The sequence below is a fragment of the Rhodococcus sp. PD04 genome (genome assembly GCF_035918275.1).
In the GTDB taxonomy this organism is placed as follows: domain Bacteria; phylum Actinomycetota; class Actinomycetes; order Mycobacteriales; family Mycobacteriaceae; genus Rhodococcus; species Rhodococcus rhodochrous.
Genome location: NZ_CP142143.1, coordinates 3,404,195 through 3,419,537, shown reverse-complemented (window position 1 = coordinate 3,419,537; position 15,343 = coordinate 3,404,195). Strand labels below are relative to the sequence as shown.

Below are 15,343 nucleotides of genomic sequence, written 5' to 3'. Positions count from 1 at the left end.
ATGAAAGCGATGGTCGTATGACAGCGGTGGACATGGGCATCCCGGTCGTGCGCGATCGCGCAGACGACGTGTCCGATCGGCCCGACGTGCCCGAGCTCCTCGATCGCTTCGGTCGCATCGCCCGCGACCTGCGTGTATCCCTCACCGAGAAGTGCTCGTTGCGCTGTACCTACTGCATGCCGGCCGAGGGACTTCCCGAGATTCCGCGCGACAAGCTGCTCACGAGCGCCGAGATCGTGCGCCTGGTGGGCATCGCGACCGGCCGGCTCGGTGTCCACGAGGTGCGCTTCACCGGTGGGGAACCGCTCATGCGCCGCGATCTCGAGGAGATCGTCGCCGGATGTGCGCAGCAGACCCCGGGGCTGCCGATCGCGCTGACCACCAATGCGGTCGGTCTCCGGCACCGCGCGCGGGCGCTGGCGGACGCCGGACTGACCCGCGTGAACATCTCCCTCGACACCATCGACCGCGAGCACTTCGCGCGCCTGACGCGCCGCGACCGGCTCGATTCGGTGCTCGACGGCATCCGGGCCGCGGTGGCCGCCGGACTCGGCCGGGTCAAGGTCAACGCCGTCCTGATGCCGGAGACCCTCGAGGGCGCGGCCGACCTGCTCGCGTGGTGCCTGGACGAGGGCGTGGAACTGCGGTTCATCGAGCAGATGCCCCTCGACGCCGATCAGAACTGGGCGCGCTCGCAGATGGTGCCTGCCCAGCAGTTGCTCGACGTCCTCGGGCGACGGTTCACGCTCACGGAGACCGAACGGGAGGATCCGTCCGCGCCGGCCGAACGCTGGCTCGTCGACGGCGGACCTGCGACGGTCGGCATCATCGCGTCGGTGACGCGGTCGTTCTGCAGCGACTGCGACCGCACGCGGTTGACGGCCGAGGGAACGGTCCGGTCCTGCCTGTTCAGCGATCGGGAGACCGACCTGCGCGCCGCTCTGCGCGGCGGCGCCACCGACGAGGACCTCGCCGCGGTGTGGCGCGGGGCGATGTGGAACAAATGGGCCGGACACGGCATGGACGCGGCGGACTTCGCGCCGCCGCAGCGGAGCATGGGAGCTATCGGTGGCTGAGGTGACGACCGGGATCGAGGTGCGGTACTTCGCGGCCGCAGCAGATGCGGCCGGACGCGAGAAGGACACGATCGACCTACCGGAGGGCGCCGATCTCGGCGCGCTGCGCGCCGTCCTCGTCGACCGTTACGGGGCCGGCATGGAGCGGGTCCTGTCGGTGGCGGCCTTCCTGCTCGAACCCGGCGACGGCGGCACGGGCGAACTCACCCGGGACCTCGGCCGACCGGCCGGATCCCGGGTGGACGTCCTGCCGCCCTTCGCGGGTGGCTAACCCTCGCGCCACCAGGTGTCGAAGGGCGCCACGGGCATCACGCGCTTGTGCCGCGTGTCGAGGAACTTGGTCTCGAGGCGCTTGGCGAGGTCGTCGGTGACGTCCTTGCCCTCGAGATAGTCGTCGATCTCGCTGTAGGTCATGCCGAGCGCTTCCTCGTCGGGCAGCGCGGGACGGTCGTCCTCGAGATCGGCGGTGGGGATCTTGATCCAGGTGCTCTCGGGTGCGTCGAGTTCGCGCAGCAGCGCCGCTCCCTGCCGCTTCGTCAGACCGGCCAGCGGAGTGATGTCGACGCCGCCGTCGCCGTACTTGGTGTAGAAACCGGTCACCGCTTCGGCGGCATGGTCGGTGCCGACCACGAGGTAGCCGAGTTCTCCGGCGATCGCGTACTGGATCATCATGCGTTCGCGGGCCTTGATGTTGCCGCGCACGAAGTCGCGCAGACGGGTCTCGGTGCCGTACAGCGCGCGAGCCGCCTCCGATGCCGTCGCGTCGGCGCCGGGCTTCACATCCACACCGAGAGTGCGATCGGCTCCGATGAACTCCAGTGCGACGAGGGCGTCGTGTTCGTCGGCCTGCTTGCCGTAGGGCAGGCGGACCGCAACGAACTCCGCCGTGAGGCCCTCGGCGCGGAGCTTCTCCGCGGCGAGCTGGGCGAGCTTGCCGGCGAGTGTGCTGTCCTGCCCGCCGCTGATGCCGAGCACGAATCCCTTCGCGGGAGTGCTGCGCAGGTAGTCGGCGAGAAACTGCACCCGGGCGTCGATCTCGGCGCGTGGGTCGATGGAGGGTTTCACCCCGAGTTCTTCGATGATCCGATCGCGAAGGTTCGTCATCTTCACGACCCTAGCGTTCCCGTGTTACTGCTGCGATACAACGGCGAAGAGGGCGGGAAGGATGAGGGCCGGGCGGAGAGATGCGAGACGAACAGTGCGGTCGGGCAGACTCTTCGGGGTGAGCACCGGAGACGTCTTCCGCAAACACGACCCGCACGCACATCCGGATTTCTTCCGGGCCGAGGCGGCCGGCCTGGCCTGGCTCGCCGAGGCCGGTATGCCGGTCGCGGCGGTGCGGTCGGTGAGCGAACACCACATCGAACTCGATCGGATCGCCGAGGCATCCCCGTCCGCCGGGACCGCACGTGAGTTCGGTGCGGTACTCGCCCGGATGCACGACGCGGGGGCCGCAGGTTTCGGTGCGGCACCCGACCACTACGACGGGCAATTGTTCATCGGCCGCCGCCCCATGAGCCGTACCGTGCACGCCACCTGGGGATCGTTCTACATCGCAGAGCGGGTGCTGCCCTTCCTGCGCATCGCGGTCGATGCGGGCAGCGTCACCGACCGCCAGTGCCGCGACATCGAGGCCGCCTGCGATCTCGTTGCGGCCGGAGCCTTCGACGACGACGATCCGCCGTCGCGTCTGCACGGAGACCTGTGGAACGGCAACGTGTTGTGGTCGCCGCGCGGCGTCGTCCTGATCGACCCGGCCGCACACGGCGGCCACCGCGAGACAGATCTGGCGATGCTCGCGCTCTTCGGCTGCCCGCACCTGGGCCGGGTCGTCGACGGTTACGAGTCGGCGCATCCGCTGCGCGCCGGCTGGGAGCATCGGGTGCCCGTGCACCAGCTGCATCCACTGGCGGTGCACGCCGCGGGATACGGTGCCGGGTACGGGCGGGAGCTGCACCGGGCGGCACTCGCAACCCTCGAACTCGGAGGCAGTACGTGAACGGGATCCTCGTCGTATCCGCAACCCGCGCCGAGGCGGCGCACGTCCCGGAACGCTACGAGACGGTGATCACCGGAATCGGGAAGGTCGACGCAGCGGTCGCCGTCACCGCGGCGCTCGCGGCGTATCCGGCCGACGCTCGGCCGCTCGTCGTGAACATCGGCACCGCCGGTGCGCTGCACACCCATCACTCGGGACTGTTCCTGCCGTCCGCCGTGATCAACCACGACATCAGCAGCGAGATCCTGAAGAGCCTCGGTCACCCGGTGCAGGACGTCGTCCGGATCGACGACGGTGACGGCAGCGTGCTCGCCACCGGCGATTCGTTCGTCTCGGACGCCGAGATCCGCGACGCGCTGTCCGCGCGCGCCGATCTCGTCGACATGGAGGGTTTCGCGGTCGCCTACGCCGCCCGTCGCATGGGTGCGCGGTGCCGGCTCGTCAAGCACGTGAGCGACCGGGCCGACGATTCGGCGCTCGACTGGCCGAAGCAGGTCGACCGCAGCGCACGGGAACTCGCGCGGTGGCTCGTCGAGCGCTACTGAACGATTCGCCCCGGACGACCGACCTCAGCGCTCGTCCGTGCGTTCGGTGAGGGTGACGGTCACCGCGCCGGTGGTGAGGGTGAGCACCTCTCCGTCGAGAGTCCACCGGGGTGTGCCCGCGAACAGTGTCCGCACCCAGTCGTCGGCGCCGTCGCGCGGGGGAGGGCACGCCATCCTCGTGGACGCGAGCGTCCCGGCACGGATCCTGCCCCCGGAAAGGTCGGCGGTGCCGGTGAACCGGTTGCATCCGGCGGACGCCGCGACCCGTTCCCGGGCGGGGAACGACAACTGGAGCGGGCCGCCGCCGGGGATCGGCCGCCCCTCGACCTCGGTCGAGACGTAACGGCGGCCGATCGGGTCGGACGGCGACGATCCGAACAGCCCGCACCCGGACAGCAGCGCACCCAGTGCGAGGACGACGACCACGCGGACTGCTCCCGGCATGTGTCTCACGGTACCGAGGAGGGCTCAGCGGGCCGTGAACTCCAGTCCGTCGGTGCCGTTCGCCGCGGTGAGGGTCATCGACGAGCCCTGGACGGTGTAGGTGGTCTCACCTGCGAGCACGTTCAGGATGTGCGTCTCGACATCGGCGAGCTCGGGATCGGCGCAGGCCGCGCGGGTCATGGTGAGCGGTTCGAACAGGATGACGTCGTTGCCGACCTCGGCGCTGCCGCCGAACTCGTTGCACCCCGTGTTCCCTGTGAGGGTGCCGTCGTCGGACAGGGTGAGTGTCGGCGCGGCGTTCTCCAGGGCGATCGACCTGACGACGGCGTCGGCGGTGCGCAGCGAGGTCACCACCCATTCGGTGCCGGTGATCGGCAGATCGGGGTCGACGACCTTCTCGTCCTCGAGCGAGACCGTGATGTCGTCGCCGGTGAGCGTGAAGGTGTTCCCGTCGAGCGACCAGCGCGGCTCGGCGTCGAACAACGTGGTGAGCCAGGCGTCGGCTCCCTCGCGTTCCGGCAGGCAGGCCATCATCGTGCTCGCCAGGTCCGACGCCTTCACTCTGCCCTCGGACAGATCGACGCCACCGACGAAGCGGTTGCAGCCGGCGGTCGCGGAGATGCGTCCGTCGTCCGGGAACTCGACGACCAGCGGTCCGTCGCCCGGGATCTGTGTGCCGGTCACGCTCGTCGAGACGAAGGTGCGACCGGTGAGGTCCTCTGCGGAGTTGGTGTCGGCCGAATCCGACTCTGTGCTGCACGCGGCGGCCACCGCTGCCAGGGAGACGAACGCGAGCACCCGGAATGTGCGAATCATGCCGTTACGGTACGGCGCTCGACCCGGTTTCGTGGGTACCTCGTCCGGTCACGACACGGTGTGCAAGTTCGGCCCAGTTGTCGGCGAGTCGGCGGAGCGGATGACCGAGTTCGCGCCACTGGTGGAGGACGAGGGTGGCTTCGAGCGACGCGACCAGCGAGGTCGCCAGCAATCGGGTGTCGCCGGTGACCCCGGCGGCACGCAACAACGTGTCGACGTGGGCGAGCGAGACCAGGTGGGCGGGAGCGGTGTAGCGGGAGTCGGTGGCGGATTCGGCCGCGCGGAGCAGTTCGCCCTGCACCTCGACGAGTTCGATGCGCGCACGACCGAACGCGATGAGCCGGTCCAGAGGTTCGGCGTCCGGGCCGAGCGGCGGTGGGCCGAACAGGAAGCCCTGCTGGAACTCGCGCTCGCTGTGGTCGAGCAGTGCCCGGACGAGTCCGGCGCGGGAGCCGAACCTGCGGAAGACGGTGCCCTTGCCGACTCCGGCCCGCGCCGCGACGGCGTCCATCGTCACGGCGTCGACGCCCCGTTCGGCGACGAGCAGGGCGGCGGCGTCGAGCAGACGGGAACGATTGCGCGCTGCGTCGCCCCGTTCGGAGAGTCGCTCATCCGCCAGAGGGAGGGCCCGGCTGTTCGCCGCAGGCAGCGCCCGACCGTCCGCGTGCGGGAGGGGGCGAGTGTTCACAAGGTCACACTCTAGCGGGGCGGGGAATAAAGCGGACCGCGGTCCGTTTAACATTGCGTAGTCAACCACTTCGACCCGAGGATGTTCCCATGACCCGAGTTCTCGCCCTCGTCGGCAGCCTGCGCGACGGCTCCGTCTCCCGCCAGATCGCCGAGACCGCCGCGGCGGTCGCTGCCGAGAACGTCGAGGTGACCCTCTACGAGGGCCTCGCCGACGTTCCGTTCTACAACGAGGACCTCGACGGCGAGGCCGCCCCCGCTGCTGCCGTTGCCCTGCGTGACGCCGCTGCCGATGTCGATGCCGTGCTGGTCGTCACCCCCGAGTACAACGGCACCGTCTCCGCGGTCCTCAAGAACGCCGTCGACTGGCTGTCGCGCCCCTACGGTGCCGGTGCACTGAGCGGCAAGCCCGTCGCGATCGTCAGCCAGTCGCCCAGCCAGAACGCCGCGAAGTGGGCGCTCGAGGACGCGGTCAAGGCCATCGGCATCGCCGGCGGAACGATCGTCGAGGGCGGCTCGCTGTCGATCGGCGAGACCTTCGGCAAGTTCGGTGGCGTCCACGCCAAGGAGCACGCCGAGACCGCGCAGCAGATCGCAGCTGTCGTCACCGCACTGGCCGACGCCACCAAGGTGCTCGCCAACGCCTGATCGAGACGTCCGTCGTCCCTGCCGGTACCGCCGGCACCGAGAGCGGCCGGCGGACCGACCGACACCCCGGTGCCGGAGACCCGCGAGGTCTCCGGCACCGCGCGTATCCGCAGGGTCCGGCCGAGCCGCGGACGCTCCGCTCGTCGCATCTCGACGGTTCGATGACGCCTGCAGCGGGAATGCCCCGAACACAGCCCACTGTTCGGAGGTTTGCCCATGACAAGCGGGGATACGAGGACCGATACCGGCCACCGACCCGATCTCGACATAGTTCTCCACGTCGACGGGGTGGAGCGTCGCGTCCCGATCGACGTCCGCACCACCGTGCTCGACGCACTGCGCGACCGCCTCGGGATCACGTCCCCGAAGAAGGGATGCGATCTCGGTCAGTGCGGAGCGTGCACCGTGCTGATCGGCGGCCGGCGCATCCTCTCGTGCCTGGCCCTCGCCGCCTCGCACGACGGCGCCGAGATCGTCACCGCCGCCGGACTCGGCGACGGGGAGATGCATCCGCTCCAGGCACAGTTCATCGAGGACGACGCCTTCCAGTGCGGCTACTGCACCCCCGGCCAGATCTGTTCCGCCGTCGGCATGCTCGACGAGTTCGCCGACGGGGCACCGAGTCACGTCACGGCCGATCTCGACCGGGCACCCGAACTCGACGACGACGAGATCCGGGAACGCATGAGTGGCAATCTGTGCCGCTGCGCCGCCTATCCCAATATCGTCTCGGCGATCCGCACCGTCGCCGCCGGTGACAGCCGAATCGGTGCCGGCGACAGCCGACTCGATACGGAGGAGACGCGATGAGCTCCCTCCGTTACGAGCGACCGGCAGATCCCGCCGCCGCCGTCACCGTCGTGCACGAGACACCGGGTGCGGTCTTCCTCGCGGGCGGCACGAATCTGGTCGACCACCTCAAACTCGGCGTCGCGACCCCCGACCTCCTCGTCGACGTCTCGCACCTTCCGCTCGACACCGTCGAGGAGACCGCCGACGGGGGAATCCGGGTGGGCGCCAATGTCCGCAACAGCGACCTCGCGGCGCATCCCTTCGTGCGGCGCAACTATCCGGTGCTGTCGCGTGCACTGCTCGCCGGTGCCTCGCCCCAGCTCCGGAACACCGCGACCACCGGCGGCAACCTGCTCCAGCGCACGCGGTGCTCGTACTTCCGGGACGTGAGCACCCCCTGCAACAAGCGCGAACCCGGCAGCGGCTGCTCCGCCATCGGCGGATATACCCGCTACCACGCGATCCTCGGCGCCTCGGAGCACTGCGTGGCCACCCATCCGTCCGATATGGCGGTCGCCCTGCTCGCGCTCGACGCCGAAGTCCTCGTTCTCGGCCCGGACGGTGAGCGCGCCATCGCGGTGGAGGACTTCTACCGCCTTCCCGGTGACACACCCGAGCGCGACACCGTGCTCGAACACGACGACCTCATCGTCGGCGTGCAGATCCCCGCGGCGCAAAGTTCGCTGTCCACCTATCGCAAGGTGCGCGACCGGGCGTCCTACGCCTTCGCGCTGGTCTCCGTGGCGGCCGAGACGACCGTCGCGGACGGGACGATCACCGGGTGCCGCATCGCATTCGGTGGGGTCGCGCACCGGCCCTGGCGGGCACACCGCGCGGAGGAAGCACTCCTCGGGCAGCAGCCCTCCGACGAGGTCTTCGCCGCGGCGGCCGAGGCCGAACTCGCCGACGCGAGTCCCCTCGACGGCAACGCGTACAAGATCCCGCTGCTGCGGCGCACCGTGGTGGCGACCCTGCGCGAACTCGACGAACGACGGGAACGAGGTGGATCCGCATGAGCCCCGAGCCGATCCGAGCAGGTGGACGCTCCACCGCGCGCATCGACGGACCGGCGAAGGTCGCCGGGACGGCGCCGTACGCCTACGAGCACCCGGTCGACGATCCCACCTACCTCGTACCGCTCACCTCCACCATCGTGCGTGGACGCGTCGACCGGATCGACACGGCCGCCGCCGAAGCGGTGCCGGGGGTGTTGAAGGTCCTCACTCCCTGGAACGCCCCGCGTCTCACCGAGGAGGCCGAGGGCGAGTACTCCGTCCTGCAGACACCCGACGTGCTGTACCGGGGCCAGATCATCGGCGCGGTCGTCGCGGAGAGCTTCGAGATCGCCCGGGAGGCATGTTCGCTCCTGGAGGTCGAATACAGCGAGGAACCGCACGACGCGCTCTTCCGCGCCGACCATCCCGACGCGTACACACCCGAGACCGTCAACGGCGGCTACGAACCCGACAGCGAGCGAGGGGATGTCGACGCGGCGTTCGCCCGCGCCGAGACGGTCGTCGATCAGTGGTACTCCACCCCCGAGGAACACAACAACCCGCTCGAACCGCACACCGTGGTCGCGATCTGGCGGAACGACGTCGTGCCGTCGAACGGTGAGACCGACGCACACACCCTGACGCTGTACACCTCGACACAGCATCCGCACGGTGTCGTCGAGACCCTCGCGCCGGTCTTCGGTCTCGACGCGGCCCGGATGCGGGTGGTCTGTCCGTACATCGGTGGGGGATTCGGTTCCAAGGGCGGTCCTCACGCGCACGACGTCCTCGGCGGACTCGCGGCGCGTGCCCTGCCGGGGAAGGCGATCAAGTTCGCGGTCTCCCGGCCCGACATGTTCGGTTACGTCGGTTACCGGGCTCCGACCGCCTCGCACATCCGGCTCGCGGCCGACAGTGACGGCAAGCTCACCGGTCTCGTGCACGAGGCGTTCGCCCAGTCGTCCCGGGTCACCGAATTCGTCGAACAGGCGGGGGTGCCGCTGCGCAATCTCTACGACGTCGCCAACGCCCGCACGTCGCATCGCGCGATCACCCTCGACGTGCCGGCGCCGTTCTGGATGCGCGCTCCCGGCGAGGCGCCGGGCATGTTCGCCGGCGAGGTCGCGATGGACGAGCTCGCCGCCGAACTCGGGATCGACCCGATCGAACTGCGCATCCGCAACGAACCCGAGTCCGATCCGGAGACGGGGAAGCCGTGGTCGTCGCGCCGGCTCGTCGAATGCCTCCGCGAAGGAGCACAGCGATTCGGATGGGATCCGTCCGACCGCGAACCCGGCACCCGGCGGCAGGGTAACACCCTGATCGGTACCGGCATGGCGGTCGCGACCTATCCCCACATGGTCAATCCCGGCTCGGAAGCCCAGATCCGGCACCTCGGGGAGGGGCGCTACTCCGTCCGCATCGGAGCGACCGACCTCGGTACGGGTGCGTGGACGACCCTGACCCTCATCGCCGCCGACGCACTCGGATGCCGACCGGAGGACGTGGACCTCGAGATCGGCGACAGCGCACTGCCCAACGGCACGGTGGCCGGCGGGTCGTCGGGCACCTCGTCCTGGGGAACCGCGATCGTCACGGCCGCAGAGCAATTCGGCAAACGCTTCGGCGACGATCCGCCGGTGGGTGCCGAACTGTCCGCATCGGCAGCCGAGAACCGCGAACTCGAGCACTACACCGCGCAGTCCTTCGGTGTGCACTTCGCCGAGGTGCACGTCGACGCCGACACCGGCGAGATCCGGGTGCCCCGGATGTTCGGGCTGTTCTCCGTGGGACGGGTCATCAACCCGCGGACGGCGCGGTCGCAGTTCATCGGCGGGATGTCGTTCGGGATCTCGATGGCGCTGTTCGAAGAGAGCATCCGTGACGCCCGTTTCGGGCACGTCGTCAACCACGACCTGTCCGAGTACCACGTCCCGACGCACGCCGACATCCGCGGAATCGAAGCGGAGTGGCTCGACGACGAAGATCTGCATGCGACCCCCATGGGGTCGCGGGGGATCGGTGAGATCGGGATCGTCGGCAGCGCCGCGGCGGTCGTCAACGCCCTGTGGCACGCGACCGGAGTGCGGGTCCGGAACCTGCCGGCCCGCCTCGACGACCTACTGCCCGGCCTGCCCTGACGCGTCGGACCGGTAACAGACCAACAGCCAGCGATTGGTGCCGGCCTGCCGCCGGTACCGAAGTTCGTCGAGCGCGGCGAGGGCGATGGCAAGTCCTCGACCGCGCTCGGCGAGGACATCCGGAAGTTCGACCGAACGCAGATCCACCCGGGCCGGGGCGCCGTCGTCGACGAACACGGCCTCCAGGCGCTCCGGATGGAGTTCCAGGGTCAGCGTCACCGAGACCGCGTCTCCCCGGCCGGCATGCTCGATGATGTTCGCGCCGATCTCGGCGACCGCGATCTCGAACTGCATGCGGTCGGACTCGTCGAGCTCCTCGGCGGCGAACATCTCGGCGACCAGGTTCATGATCCTGTCGAGGGTGCCTTCACTCGTCGTGGCCGACAGCTCCCACCGCATCGAGGGGCCCTGGTCCGGTTGCATTTCCGGTGGCCGGTCAGTCGCCATCGAACGCCGTGTCCGCGGAATCGTGTGTCGTCAGCACCCGGTCGAGCCGGGTGAGCGCGAGGACGCTCTGTACCTGGGCGGTCGGTGCGGCGATCCGCAGGTCGCCGCCCGCCTGACGGGCGGCCTTCAACCCGGAGACGAGTGCGCCGAGACCGGAGGAGTCGATGAAGTCGGTCCGGCTGAGATCCACCACGAGCCGGCTGGATCCGTTCTCGACGAGACCATGTAGCTGCTCGCGAAGGCGCGGTGCCGCAACCATGTTCAGGCGGCCCGTGGGCTGCACGACGGTGCTCGTTCCCACCTGGCGGGTTTCGTAGTGGCTCATCGATCTCCTTTGCTTTCGGGTCCACGGTAGCGAGCCGCTTGGATCACCACCGAGAGAATGAACAGGTCGAACACGACCCAGACGAGGTTCGCGGTGACTCCCAGCACCGAGATATCGCCGAGGAACAACCGCACGGTGCCGATGATCGCTGCGACCACCAACAGCGCCATGACGAGCAGCTGCTGCCGGAACAGATACCACGGGACACCCTCGCCCCCTTGGCGCGTCTTCGGAGTGACCGCGAAGTCCAGCGGCTTGTCGAAATACACGTTGAGGAAGGCGGTCCAACACGCCCTGATCCACACCGGGAACAAGGCGAGGCTGTACTGCTGGCCACGCCAGGTCGGCGTCCCGCGGCCCACGATGAAGAACAACAACTGACTCAGGATGAGGAACGGGACGAGTCGCGCGAAGAAGTCGAGGCTGAACGCCTCGACCGGCAGGACTCCGAAGACGAGATAGATCACCGGCGCCGCGAAATAGGCGAGGGCTGCGAATCCGGAGAGATAACTCCACATCGTCGACCAGTACATCAGGCGCTGCGCGACGGTCATGCCCTTCTGGACGAGCGGGTTCTCCCGGAGCATCACCTGGATCGTGCCCTGCGCCCAGCGAAGTCGTTGGGTGACCATCGTCTTCGGATCCTCCGGGGCCAGCCCGTAGGCCAGGATCTCGTGGTGGTAGACGGACTTCCAGCCGGCGCCGTGCAGGCGCATCGAGGTGGCCATGTCCTCGGTCACGGAGATGGTCGCCAACGCGAGCATCGGTTCGGCCTCCTCCGCGCGGTCGACGTCGACCGCGCGGATCATCGCGCGGATCGATTCGAGCGCACCGAGCGGCGACCATTCGCGATCGGCCAGGCGTTCGAGCACGGTGTCGTCGATGGTGAGCGCGTCGGTACCGTGTGCGTCGAGCGCGGCGATCTCCTCGAGATCGGCGCGGATACCACCGAAGTCGGCGTCGACGATGCTGCGTGCAGCGGCGTCGACCGTCTGCTGGAAGCGGAAGGTGACGTCGGCGAGTGCCACACCGGTCCGGAGTTCGCTGCGTGCCGTGCGCACGGCACGGCGCACCGAGTCGAGTGCCGCGGCCACATCGGGCTGATCGGCGGGCACTTTCCGGCGCGCGCGATCGACCACCTTTCCGGCGGTACGCAGGGTGCGTTCCACACCGTCCTCGACGGCCTGGACGTAGCCGGCGATGCCGAGCTGCATGAGTGCTTCACGTCGGAGGATCGCGTTGGACCCGCAGAAGAAGGCCGCGTTCCAGCCGTCCTTGCCCTGCTGGATCGGGCCGTAGAACAACGGGGCCTGACTGCCGAGTGGATCGGAGTCGGGGACATTGGTGAAGTACTGCGGGGTCTGGACCAGCGCCATGCTCTCGTCGGTGAAGTATCCGAGTGTGCGGTCGAGGATCTCGGGTTCGGGCACCTGGTCGGCGTCGAGGATCAACAGGAACTCGCCGTCGGAGTGCAGCAGGGCGTTGATGAGATTGCCGGCCTTGGCATGACGGGGCTTGTTCGTCCAGCTCGCCGAGCGTGTCATGTAGTCGACACCGAGTTCGGCTGCGGCCGCGGCGAGTTCGGGCCGGGCTCCGTCGTCGAGGATCCACGTCCGGTGCGGATAGCGGATCCGCTTTGCTGCTGCGGCGGTGCGCAGCACCAGGTCGACGGGTTCGTTGTAGGTGGTAATGAAGACGTCGACCGTCATCCCTTCGGGTGCCGCCGGCGGCTCGGGGCGTCTCCTCAGCCGCCACATCGTCAAGGCGAAGAGCAAGGAGTCGATCAGGCTGTATGTCTCGGCAAGCACCAGTGGCACCGCGATCCACCAGGCGTCCCAATTCACCGAGAACAACCAGCGCCAGACGATGTAGTTCAGACCGACGACGACCGTGAGGACGATGAGGACACGCAGGAACGGGGACGGGTAGCCCTCTTTCGTGACGGCGTTCACAACACCTCGTTCCGTCGTATCGCGACGACCGTGACGTCGTCGAGCGGTGGTTCGCTCTCCGTCAAGGCTTGCGCAGCGTCCACCAGTGCCTCCGGGGTGGTATGAGCCGCAACGAATCGGCACAGTGCCGCAGGGTCGCTCTGCTCGTCGAGCAGGTCGAGGAGACCGTCCGAGCAGACCACGAGAGTGTCGCCCGGATTCAGCTGCGCGGTTGCCGATATCCACGTGGTCTCGGGGAGTATCCCGAGCGGAGGGCCGCCGCCGTGGAGCGGTTCGACCTCGCCGTCGGCACGCCGGATCGCGGCCAGACCGTGGCCGGCATCGGCGAACTCGATGTGCCCCGTCGAGAAGTCGATCGCGGCGACGAAGGCGGTGACGAACGTCCCGGTGTGCTCGAAGTCCTCCGCGAGGTGTTCCGCGGCGACCGACAGCGCCAATCCGGTCTCGAGGACACCTTCCGGCCGCCCGAACCGGTCGAAGACTCTTCCGACCCCGCGCAGCGAGGAACGTACGGCCGACGACAGTATCGCAGCACCGAGTCCTTTGCCCATGACGTCGGCGACGGTGATCACGACCCCGTCGCGGAGTCGGTAGTGGTCGAAGAAATCGCCGCCCACCATGTAGGCGGGCAGGCACACCGTGGCGATCCCGTAACCGGGAAGATCCGGGAGCGGCCGGGGCAGGAGTTGCCGCTGGATCTCGGCGGCCCGCTCGAGTTCGTCGGAACGATCGAGTTCGCGTTGAGCCCACTCGGCCAGCTCCGCGAATGTGTCGAGCTGATCCGGATCGAGGCTCCTCTCCTCGGTGTCATAGATGCAGAAGGTGCCCACGGGGTGACCGGTGGGGCCGAACAGGGGATAACCGGCGTAGAACCGGATCCCACCCTCACCACCGATACCGGGGATGTCCATGAAGGCGGGATCGGTTGCGGCATCGGGAAGGACGAGTGCGGGGTCGTCCGGCCGCTCGTACGCCCGCGCGATGGTGGTGCGGCACACCGTCCTCTCGCGAGGAACTTCGGAGAGTTGCAGTCCGAGGATCGACTTGAACCACTGCCGGTCGTGGTCCATCAGCGACACCGACGCCATGGGGACGCCGAACACGCGGCACGCCATGCGGGTGATTTTGTCGAAGCGCTCCTCGTGAGGGGTGTCGAGCAGCTCGAGCCGCTCGACGTCGCGCATGCGCTCGCCCTCGAGATGGTCGGGGAGCAGCGGCGCCTCGGATGTCATCGTGCGGTGTGTCTCCTGTGCAGAGCGTCGTCCAGGGCCGCCGCGCACTCGGCCGTGCTGGTCAGGCGCCAGTCGGTTTCCTTGTTGTGATGGAACCACACGAACGTCGTCACCGCGGGGTGACTGTCCAAGTAAGCCACCAGATCCCGGATCCAGTCCGGCTTCGACCCACCGGCCTCCGCGCTCGCGACCTCGGTGACTGCGACTGGACGCTCCGGGGCGAGCCGACCGAGCTCGTCGAAGGTCGGTCCGAACAGATCCTCGGGGGACTGCCAGCGACTCCACTGCCGGGTGGTGCCCCAGTTGTAGCCGTCGACCCCGATGACATCGACGTAACCGTCGCCCGGATACAGGGGGGCGATGGGGCTGCTGCCCTCGTGCGGGACGTTGACCGTCCAGATCCAGCGCACGTTGACGGCTCCCTTGGAGGCGAACAGGTCGTGCACATGCCGCCACGCCGCGACGTAGGTCTCCGCTGAGGTACCGCCGGCGGGACCCCAGGGGTACCAGTCCCCGTTCGGCTCGTGCGCGAAGCGCAGGAACACGGTCCCGTCCCAGGCGGCGAGCTCGTCCGCCCATCGGTAGAGATGGTCGTCGTGGATCCCCGCGGCGATGTCGGTCATCGAGATCGACGTCCGGTCGTACGTCCCGTCGTCGCGCTGCAACCAGGGCTCCCACGTGACGATCGGGTCGGCGCCCGAGGCGCGCACGATGTCGAGGGCCCCGAGGGGTGGCGGGGAGAGGAAGTCGACGAACCACAGCACCGCGCCGGGGGCGGTGCCGACCGCCCCGGTGACCGCGCGGTACTCGTCGACGGCCACCGGGCCGCCGGGGGTGCTGATGCCGAAGCGGGGACACGCGGTGCTCGTCTCGTCGAGCGGGGCGGAGATCGGTTCGCACTCACGGCGCGAGTCACAGGCGGCGCACAGGGACAGTGCCAGCAGTGCGGCAAGCATCGCGCGAACCGGGTGCACGAGGAGTCATTCTTCCCGCCCGGAGCTCCCCGCGCAGGCCCTCCGGAGGGTGTTCTCGCGGTGACCTCGCGAAGTTGTCGGTGGTGCCCGCCACACTGTGCTCGAGGTCTCTCTCGGACGCGCTGCGGCGACACGCCGAGACACGCCCGAAACGCCGTGGAGGGAGGGTCGCGACCTGGGAATATCACCTTTGTAAGTCACAACATCCTGGGTTCTGTGTATCCGACGGACACAAGGTGTAGTGTCTAGACCGCTGGAGGGCCACAAGTG

Annotated in this window: 17 protein-coding genes; 8 read left to right on the top strand and 9 right to left on the bottom strand. The window is 68.8% G+C overall.

Annotated features, from left to right (window positions below; all coding sequences use genetic code 11):
* Positions 1-17 precede the first annotated feature (17 nt).
* Positions 18-1,076, top strand: a complete 1,059-nt coding sequence (gene moaA / locus U9J23_RS15785; protein WP_059380724.1) for a GTP 3',8-cyclase MoaA — start codon at positions 18-20, stop codon at positions 1,074-1,076.
* Positions 1,069-1,347 (top strand): MoaD/ThiS family protein, encoded by a 279-nt coding sequence (locus U9J23_RS15780; RefSeq protein ID WP_024101433.1) that lies wholly within the window; start codon positions 1,069-1,071, stop codon positions 1,345-1,347. Before moaA ends, U9J23_RS15780 begins: the two co-directional genes overlap by 8 nt.
* Here the strand turns inward: U9J23_RS15780 and nadE are convergent.
* Positions 1,344-2,180 carry an ammonia-dependent NAD(+) synthetase gene (gene nadE / locus U9J23_RS15775; RefSeq protein ID WP_059380788.1) on the bottom strand — a complete coding sequence of 279 codons (837 nt, stop codon included), beginning with the start codon at positions 2,178-2,180 and terminating at the stop codon, positions 1,344-1,346. The two genes, U9J23_RS15780 and nadE, sit on opposite strands and share 4 nt — an antisense overlap.
* A 94-nt stretch (positions 2,181-2,274) precedes the next feature.
* Between nadE and U9J23_RS15770 the strand changes: the two genes are divergently transcribed.
* Together U9J23_RS15770 and U9J23_RS15765 are read left to right on the top strand one after the other, a co-directional pair.
* Positions 2,275-3,075 (top strand): fructosamine kinase family protein, encoded by an 801-nt coding sequence (locus U9J23_RS15770; protein WP_085468484.1) that lies wholly within the window; start codon positions 2,275-2,277, stop codon positions 3,073-3,075.
* Positions 3,072-3,620 carry a nucleosidase gene (locus tag U9J23_RS15765; RefSeq protein ID WP_059380727.1) on the top strand — a complete coding sequence of 183 codons (549 nt, stop codon included), beginning with the start codon at positions 3,072-3,074 and terminating at the stop codon, positions 3,618-3,620. Before U9J23_RS15770 ends, U9J23_RS15765 begins: the two co-directional genes overlap by 4 nt.
* 24 nt (positions 3,621-3,644) lie before the next feature.
* On the opposite strand, the gene U9J23_RS15760 is transcribed toward U9J23_RS15765, so the two are convergent.
* From U9J23_RS15760 to U9J23_RS15750, 3 genes are read right to left on the bottom strand one after another with little or no spacing between them, the layout of a single operon-like run.
* Positions 3,645-4,064, bottom strand: coding sequence for an META domain-containing protein (locus tag U9J23_RS15760; RefSeq protein WP_226949852.1), 420 nt, complete (start codon positions 4,062-4,064; stop codon positions 3,645-3,647).
* Positions 4,065-4,088: 24 nt separating this feature from the next.
* Positions 4,089-4,880, bottom strand: a complete 792-nt coding sequence (locus U9J23_RS15755; RefSeq protein WP_059380729.1) for an META domain-containing protein — start codon at positions 4,878-4,880, stop codon at positions 4,089-4,091.
* A 4-nt stretch (positions 4,881-4,884) separates the two neighbouring features.
* Positions 4,885-5,568: a TetR/AcrR family transcriptional regulator gene (locus tag U9J23_RS15750; protein WP_085468483.1), complete on the bottom strand. Its 684-nt coding sequence runs from the start codon at positions 5,566-5,568 to the stop codon at positions 4,885-4,887.
* Between the two features lie 89 nt (positions 5,569-5,657).
* On the opposite strand from U9J23_RS15750, the gene U9J23_RS15745 reads away from it, so the two are divergent.
* The 4 genes from U9J23_RS15745 (at position 5,658) to U9J23_RS15730 (ending at position 10,143) form a co-directional block, all read left to right on the top strand.
* Complete coding sequence (locus U9J23_RS15745) at positions 5,658-6,215, top strand: NAD(P)H-dependent oxidoreductase (RefSeq protein WP_085468482.1); 558 nt, start codon at positions 5,658-5,660, stop codon at positions 6,213-6,215.
* A gap of 216 nt (positions 6,216-6,431) precedes the next feature.
* Positions 6,432-7,025, top strand: a complete 594-nt coding sequence (locus tag U9J23_RS15740) for a 2Fe-2S iron-sulfur cluster-binding protein (protein ID WP_085468481.1) — start codon at positions 6,432-6,434, stop codon at positions 7,023-7,025.
* Entirely contained in the window at positions 7,022-8,023 is a 1,002-nt protein-coding gene (locus U9J23_RS15735) for an FAD binding domain-containing protein (protein ID WP_326598763.1), read from the top strand. Before U9J23_RS15740 ends, U9J23_RS15735 begins: the two co-directional genes overlap by 4 nt.
* A complete protein-coding gene (locus U9J23_RS15730; RefSeq protein ID WP_106199290.1) occupies positions 8,020-10,143 on the top strand; it encodes a xanthine dehydrogenase family protein molybdopterin-binding subunit in 2,124 nt (707 codons plus the stop codon). Before U9J23_RS15735 ends, U9J23_RS15730 begins: the two co-directional genes overlap by 4 nt.
* Here the strand turns inward: U9J23_RS15730 and U9J23_RS15725 are convergent.
* Genes U9J23_RS15725 through U9J23_RS15705 form a run of 5 tightly spaced genes read right to left on the bottom strand, consistent with a single transcriptional unit; the run spans position 10,123 to position 15,055 of the window.
* The gene (locus U9J23_RS15725; protein WP_159417934.1) at positions 10,123-10,590 is read right to left on the bottom strand and encodes an ATP-binding protein; all 468 of its coding nucleotides are present in this window, start codon (positions 10,588-10,590) and stop codon (positions 10,123-10,125) included. The two genes, U9J23_RS15730 and U9J23_RS15725, sit on opposite strands and share 21 nt — an antisense overlap.
* On the bottom strand, positions 10,580-10,915 hold the full coding sequence (locus U9J23_RS15720; protein ID WP_106199293.1) for an STAS domain-containing protein: 336 nt from the start codon (positions 10,913-10,915) through the stop codon (positions 10,580-10,582). Before U9J23_RS15720 ends, U9J23_RS15725 begins: the two co-directional genes overlap by 11 nt.
* Entirely contained in the window at positions 10,912-12,867 is a 1,956-nt protein-coding gene (locus U9J23_RS15715) for a glycosyltransferase family 2 protein (protein ID WP_159417935.1), read from the bottom strand. The genes U9J23_RS15720 and U9J23_RS15715 overlap by 4 nt, the downstream gene beginning before the upstream one ends.
* Positions 12,864-14,099, bottom strand: coding sequence for a PP2C family protein-serine/threonine phosphatase (locus tag U9J23_RS15710; protein WP_106199295.1), 1,236 nt, complete (start codon positions 14,097-14,099; stop codon positions 12,864-12,866). The genes U9J23_RS15715 and U9J23_RS15710 overlap by 4 nt, the downstream gene beginning before the upstream one ends.
* Positions 14,096-15,055, bottom strand: a complete 960-nt coding sequence (locus U9J23_RS15705) for a glycoside hydrolase family 26 protein (protein WP_106201496.1) — start codon at positions 15,053-15,055, stop codon at positions 14,096-14,098. The genes U9J23_RS15710 and U9J23_RS15705 overlap by 4 nt, the downstream gene beginning before the upstream one ends.
* Positions 15,056-15,343: the final 288 nt, after the last annotated feature.

Excerpts from the sequence above, each read along its gene's own strand:
- U9J23_RS15720 (WP_106199293.1), bottom strand. The coding sequence starts at position 10,915 with ATGAGCCACTACGAAACCCGCCAGGTGGGAACGAGCACCGTCGTGCAG.
- U9J23_RS15760 (WP_226949852.1), bottom strand. The coding sequence starts at position 4,064 with ATGCCGGGAGCAGTCCGCGTGGTCGTCGTCCTCGCACTGGGTGCGCTG.
- U9J23_RS15705 (WP_106201496.1), bottom strand. The coding sequence starts at position 15,055 with ATGCTTGCCGCACTGCTGGCACTGTCCCTGTGCGCCGCCTGTGACTCG.
- U9J23_RS15735 (WP_326598763.1), top strand. The coding sequence starts at position 7,022 with ATGAGCTCCCTCCGTTACGAGCGACCGGCAGATCCCGCCGCCGCCGTC.
- U9J23_RS15725 (WP_159417934.1), bottom strand. The coding sequence starts at position 10,590 with ATGGCGACTGACCGGCCACCGGAAATGCAACCGGACCAGGGCCCCTCG.
- nadE (WP_059380788.1), bottom strand. The coding sequence starts at position 2,180 with ATGACGAACCTTCGCGATCGGATCATCGAAGAACTCGGGGTGAAACCC.
- U9J23_RS15755 (WP_059380729.1), bottom strand. The coding sequence starts at position 4,880 with ATGATTCGCACATTCCGGGTGCTCGCGTTCGTCTCCCTGGCAGCGGTG.
- moaA (WP_059380724.1), top strand. The coding sequence starts at position 18 with ATGACAGCGGTGGACATGGGCATCCCGGTCGTGCGCGATCGCGCAGAC.
- U9J23_RS15730 (WP_106199290.1), top strand. The coding sequence starts at position 8,020 with ATGAGCCCCGAGCCGATCCGAGCAGGTGGACGCTCCACCGCGCGCATC.
- U9J23_RS15710 (WP_106199295.1), bottom strand. The coding sequence starts at position 14,099 with ATGACATCCGAGGCGCCGCTGCTCCCCGACCATCTCGAGGGCGAGCGC.
- U9J23_RS15745 (WP_085468482.1), top strand. The coding sequence starts at position 5,658 with ATGACCCGAGTTCTCGCCCTCGTCGGCAGCCTGCGCGACGGCTCCGTC.
- U9J23_RS15740 (WP_085468481.1), top strand. The coding sequence starts at position 6,432 with ATGACAAGCGGGGATACGAGGACCGATACCGGCCACCGACCCGATCTC.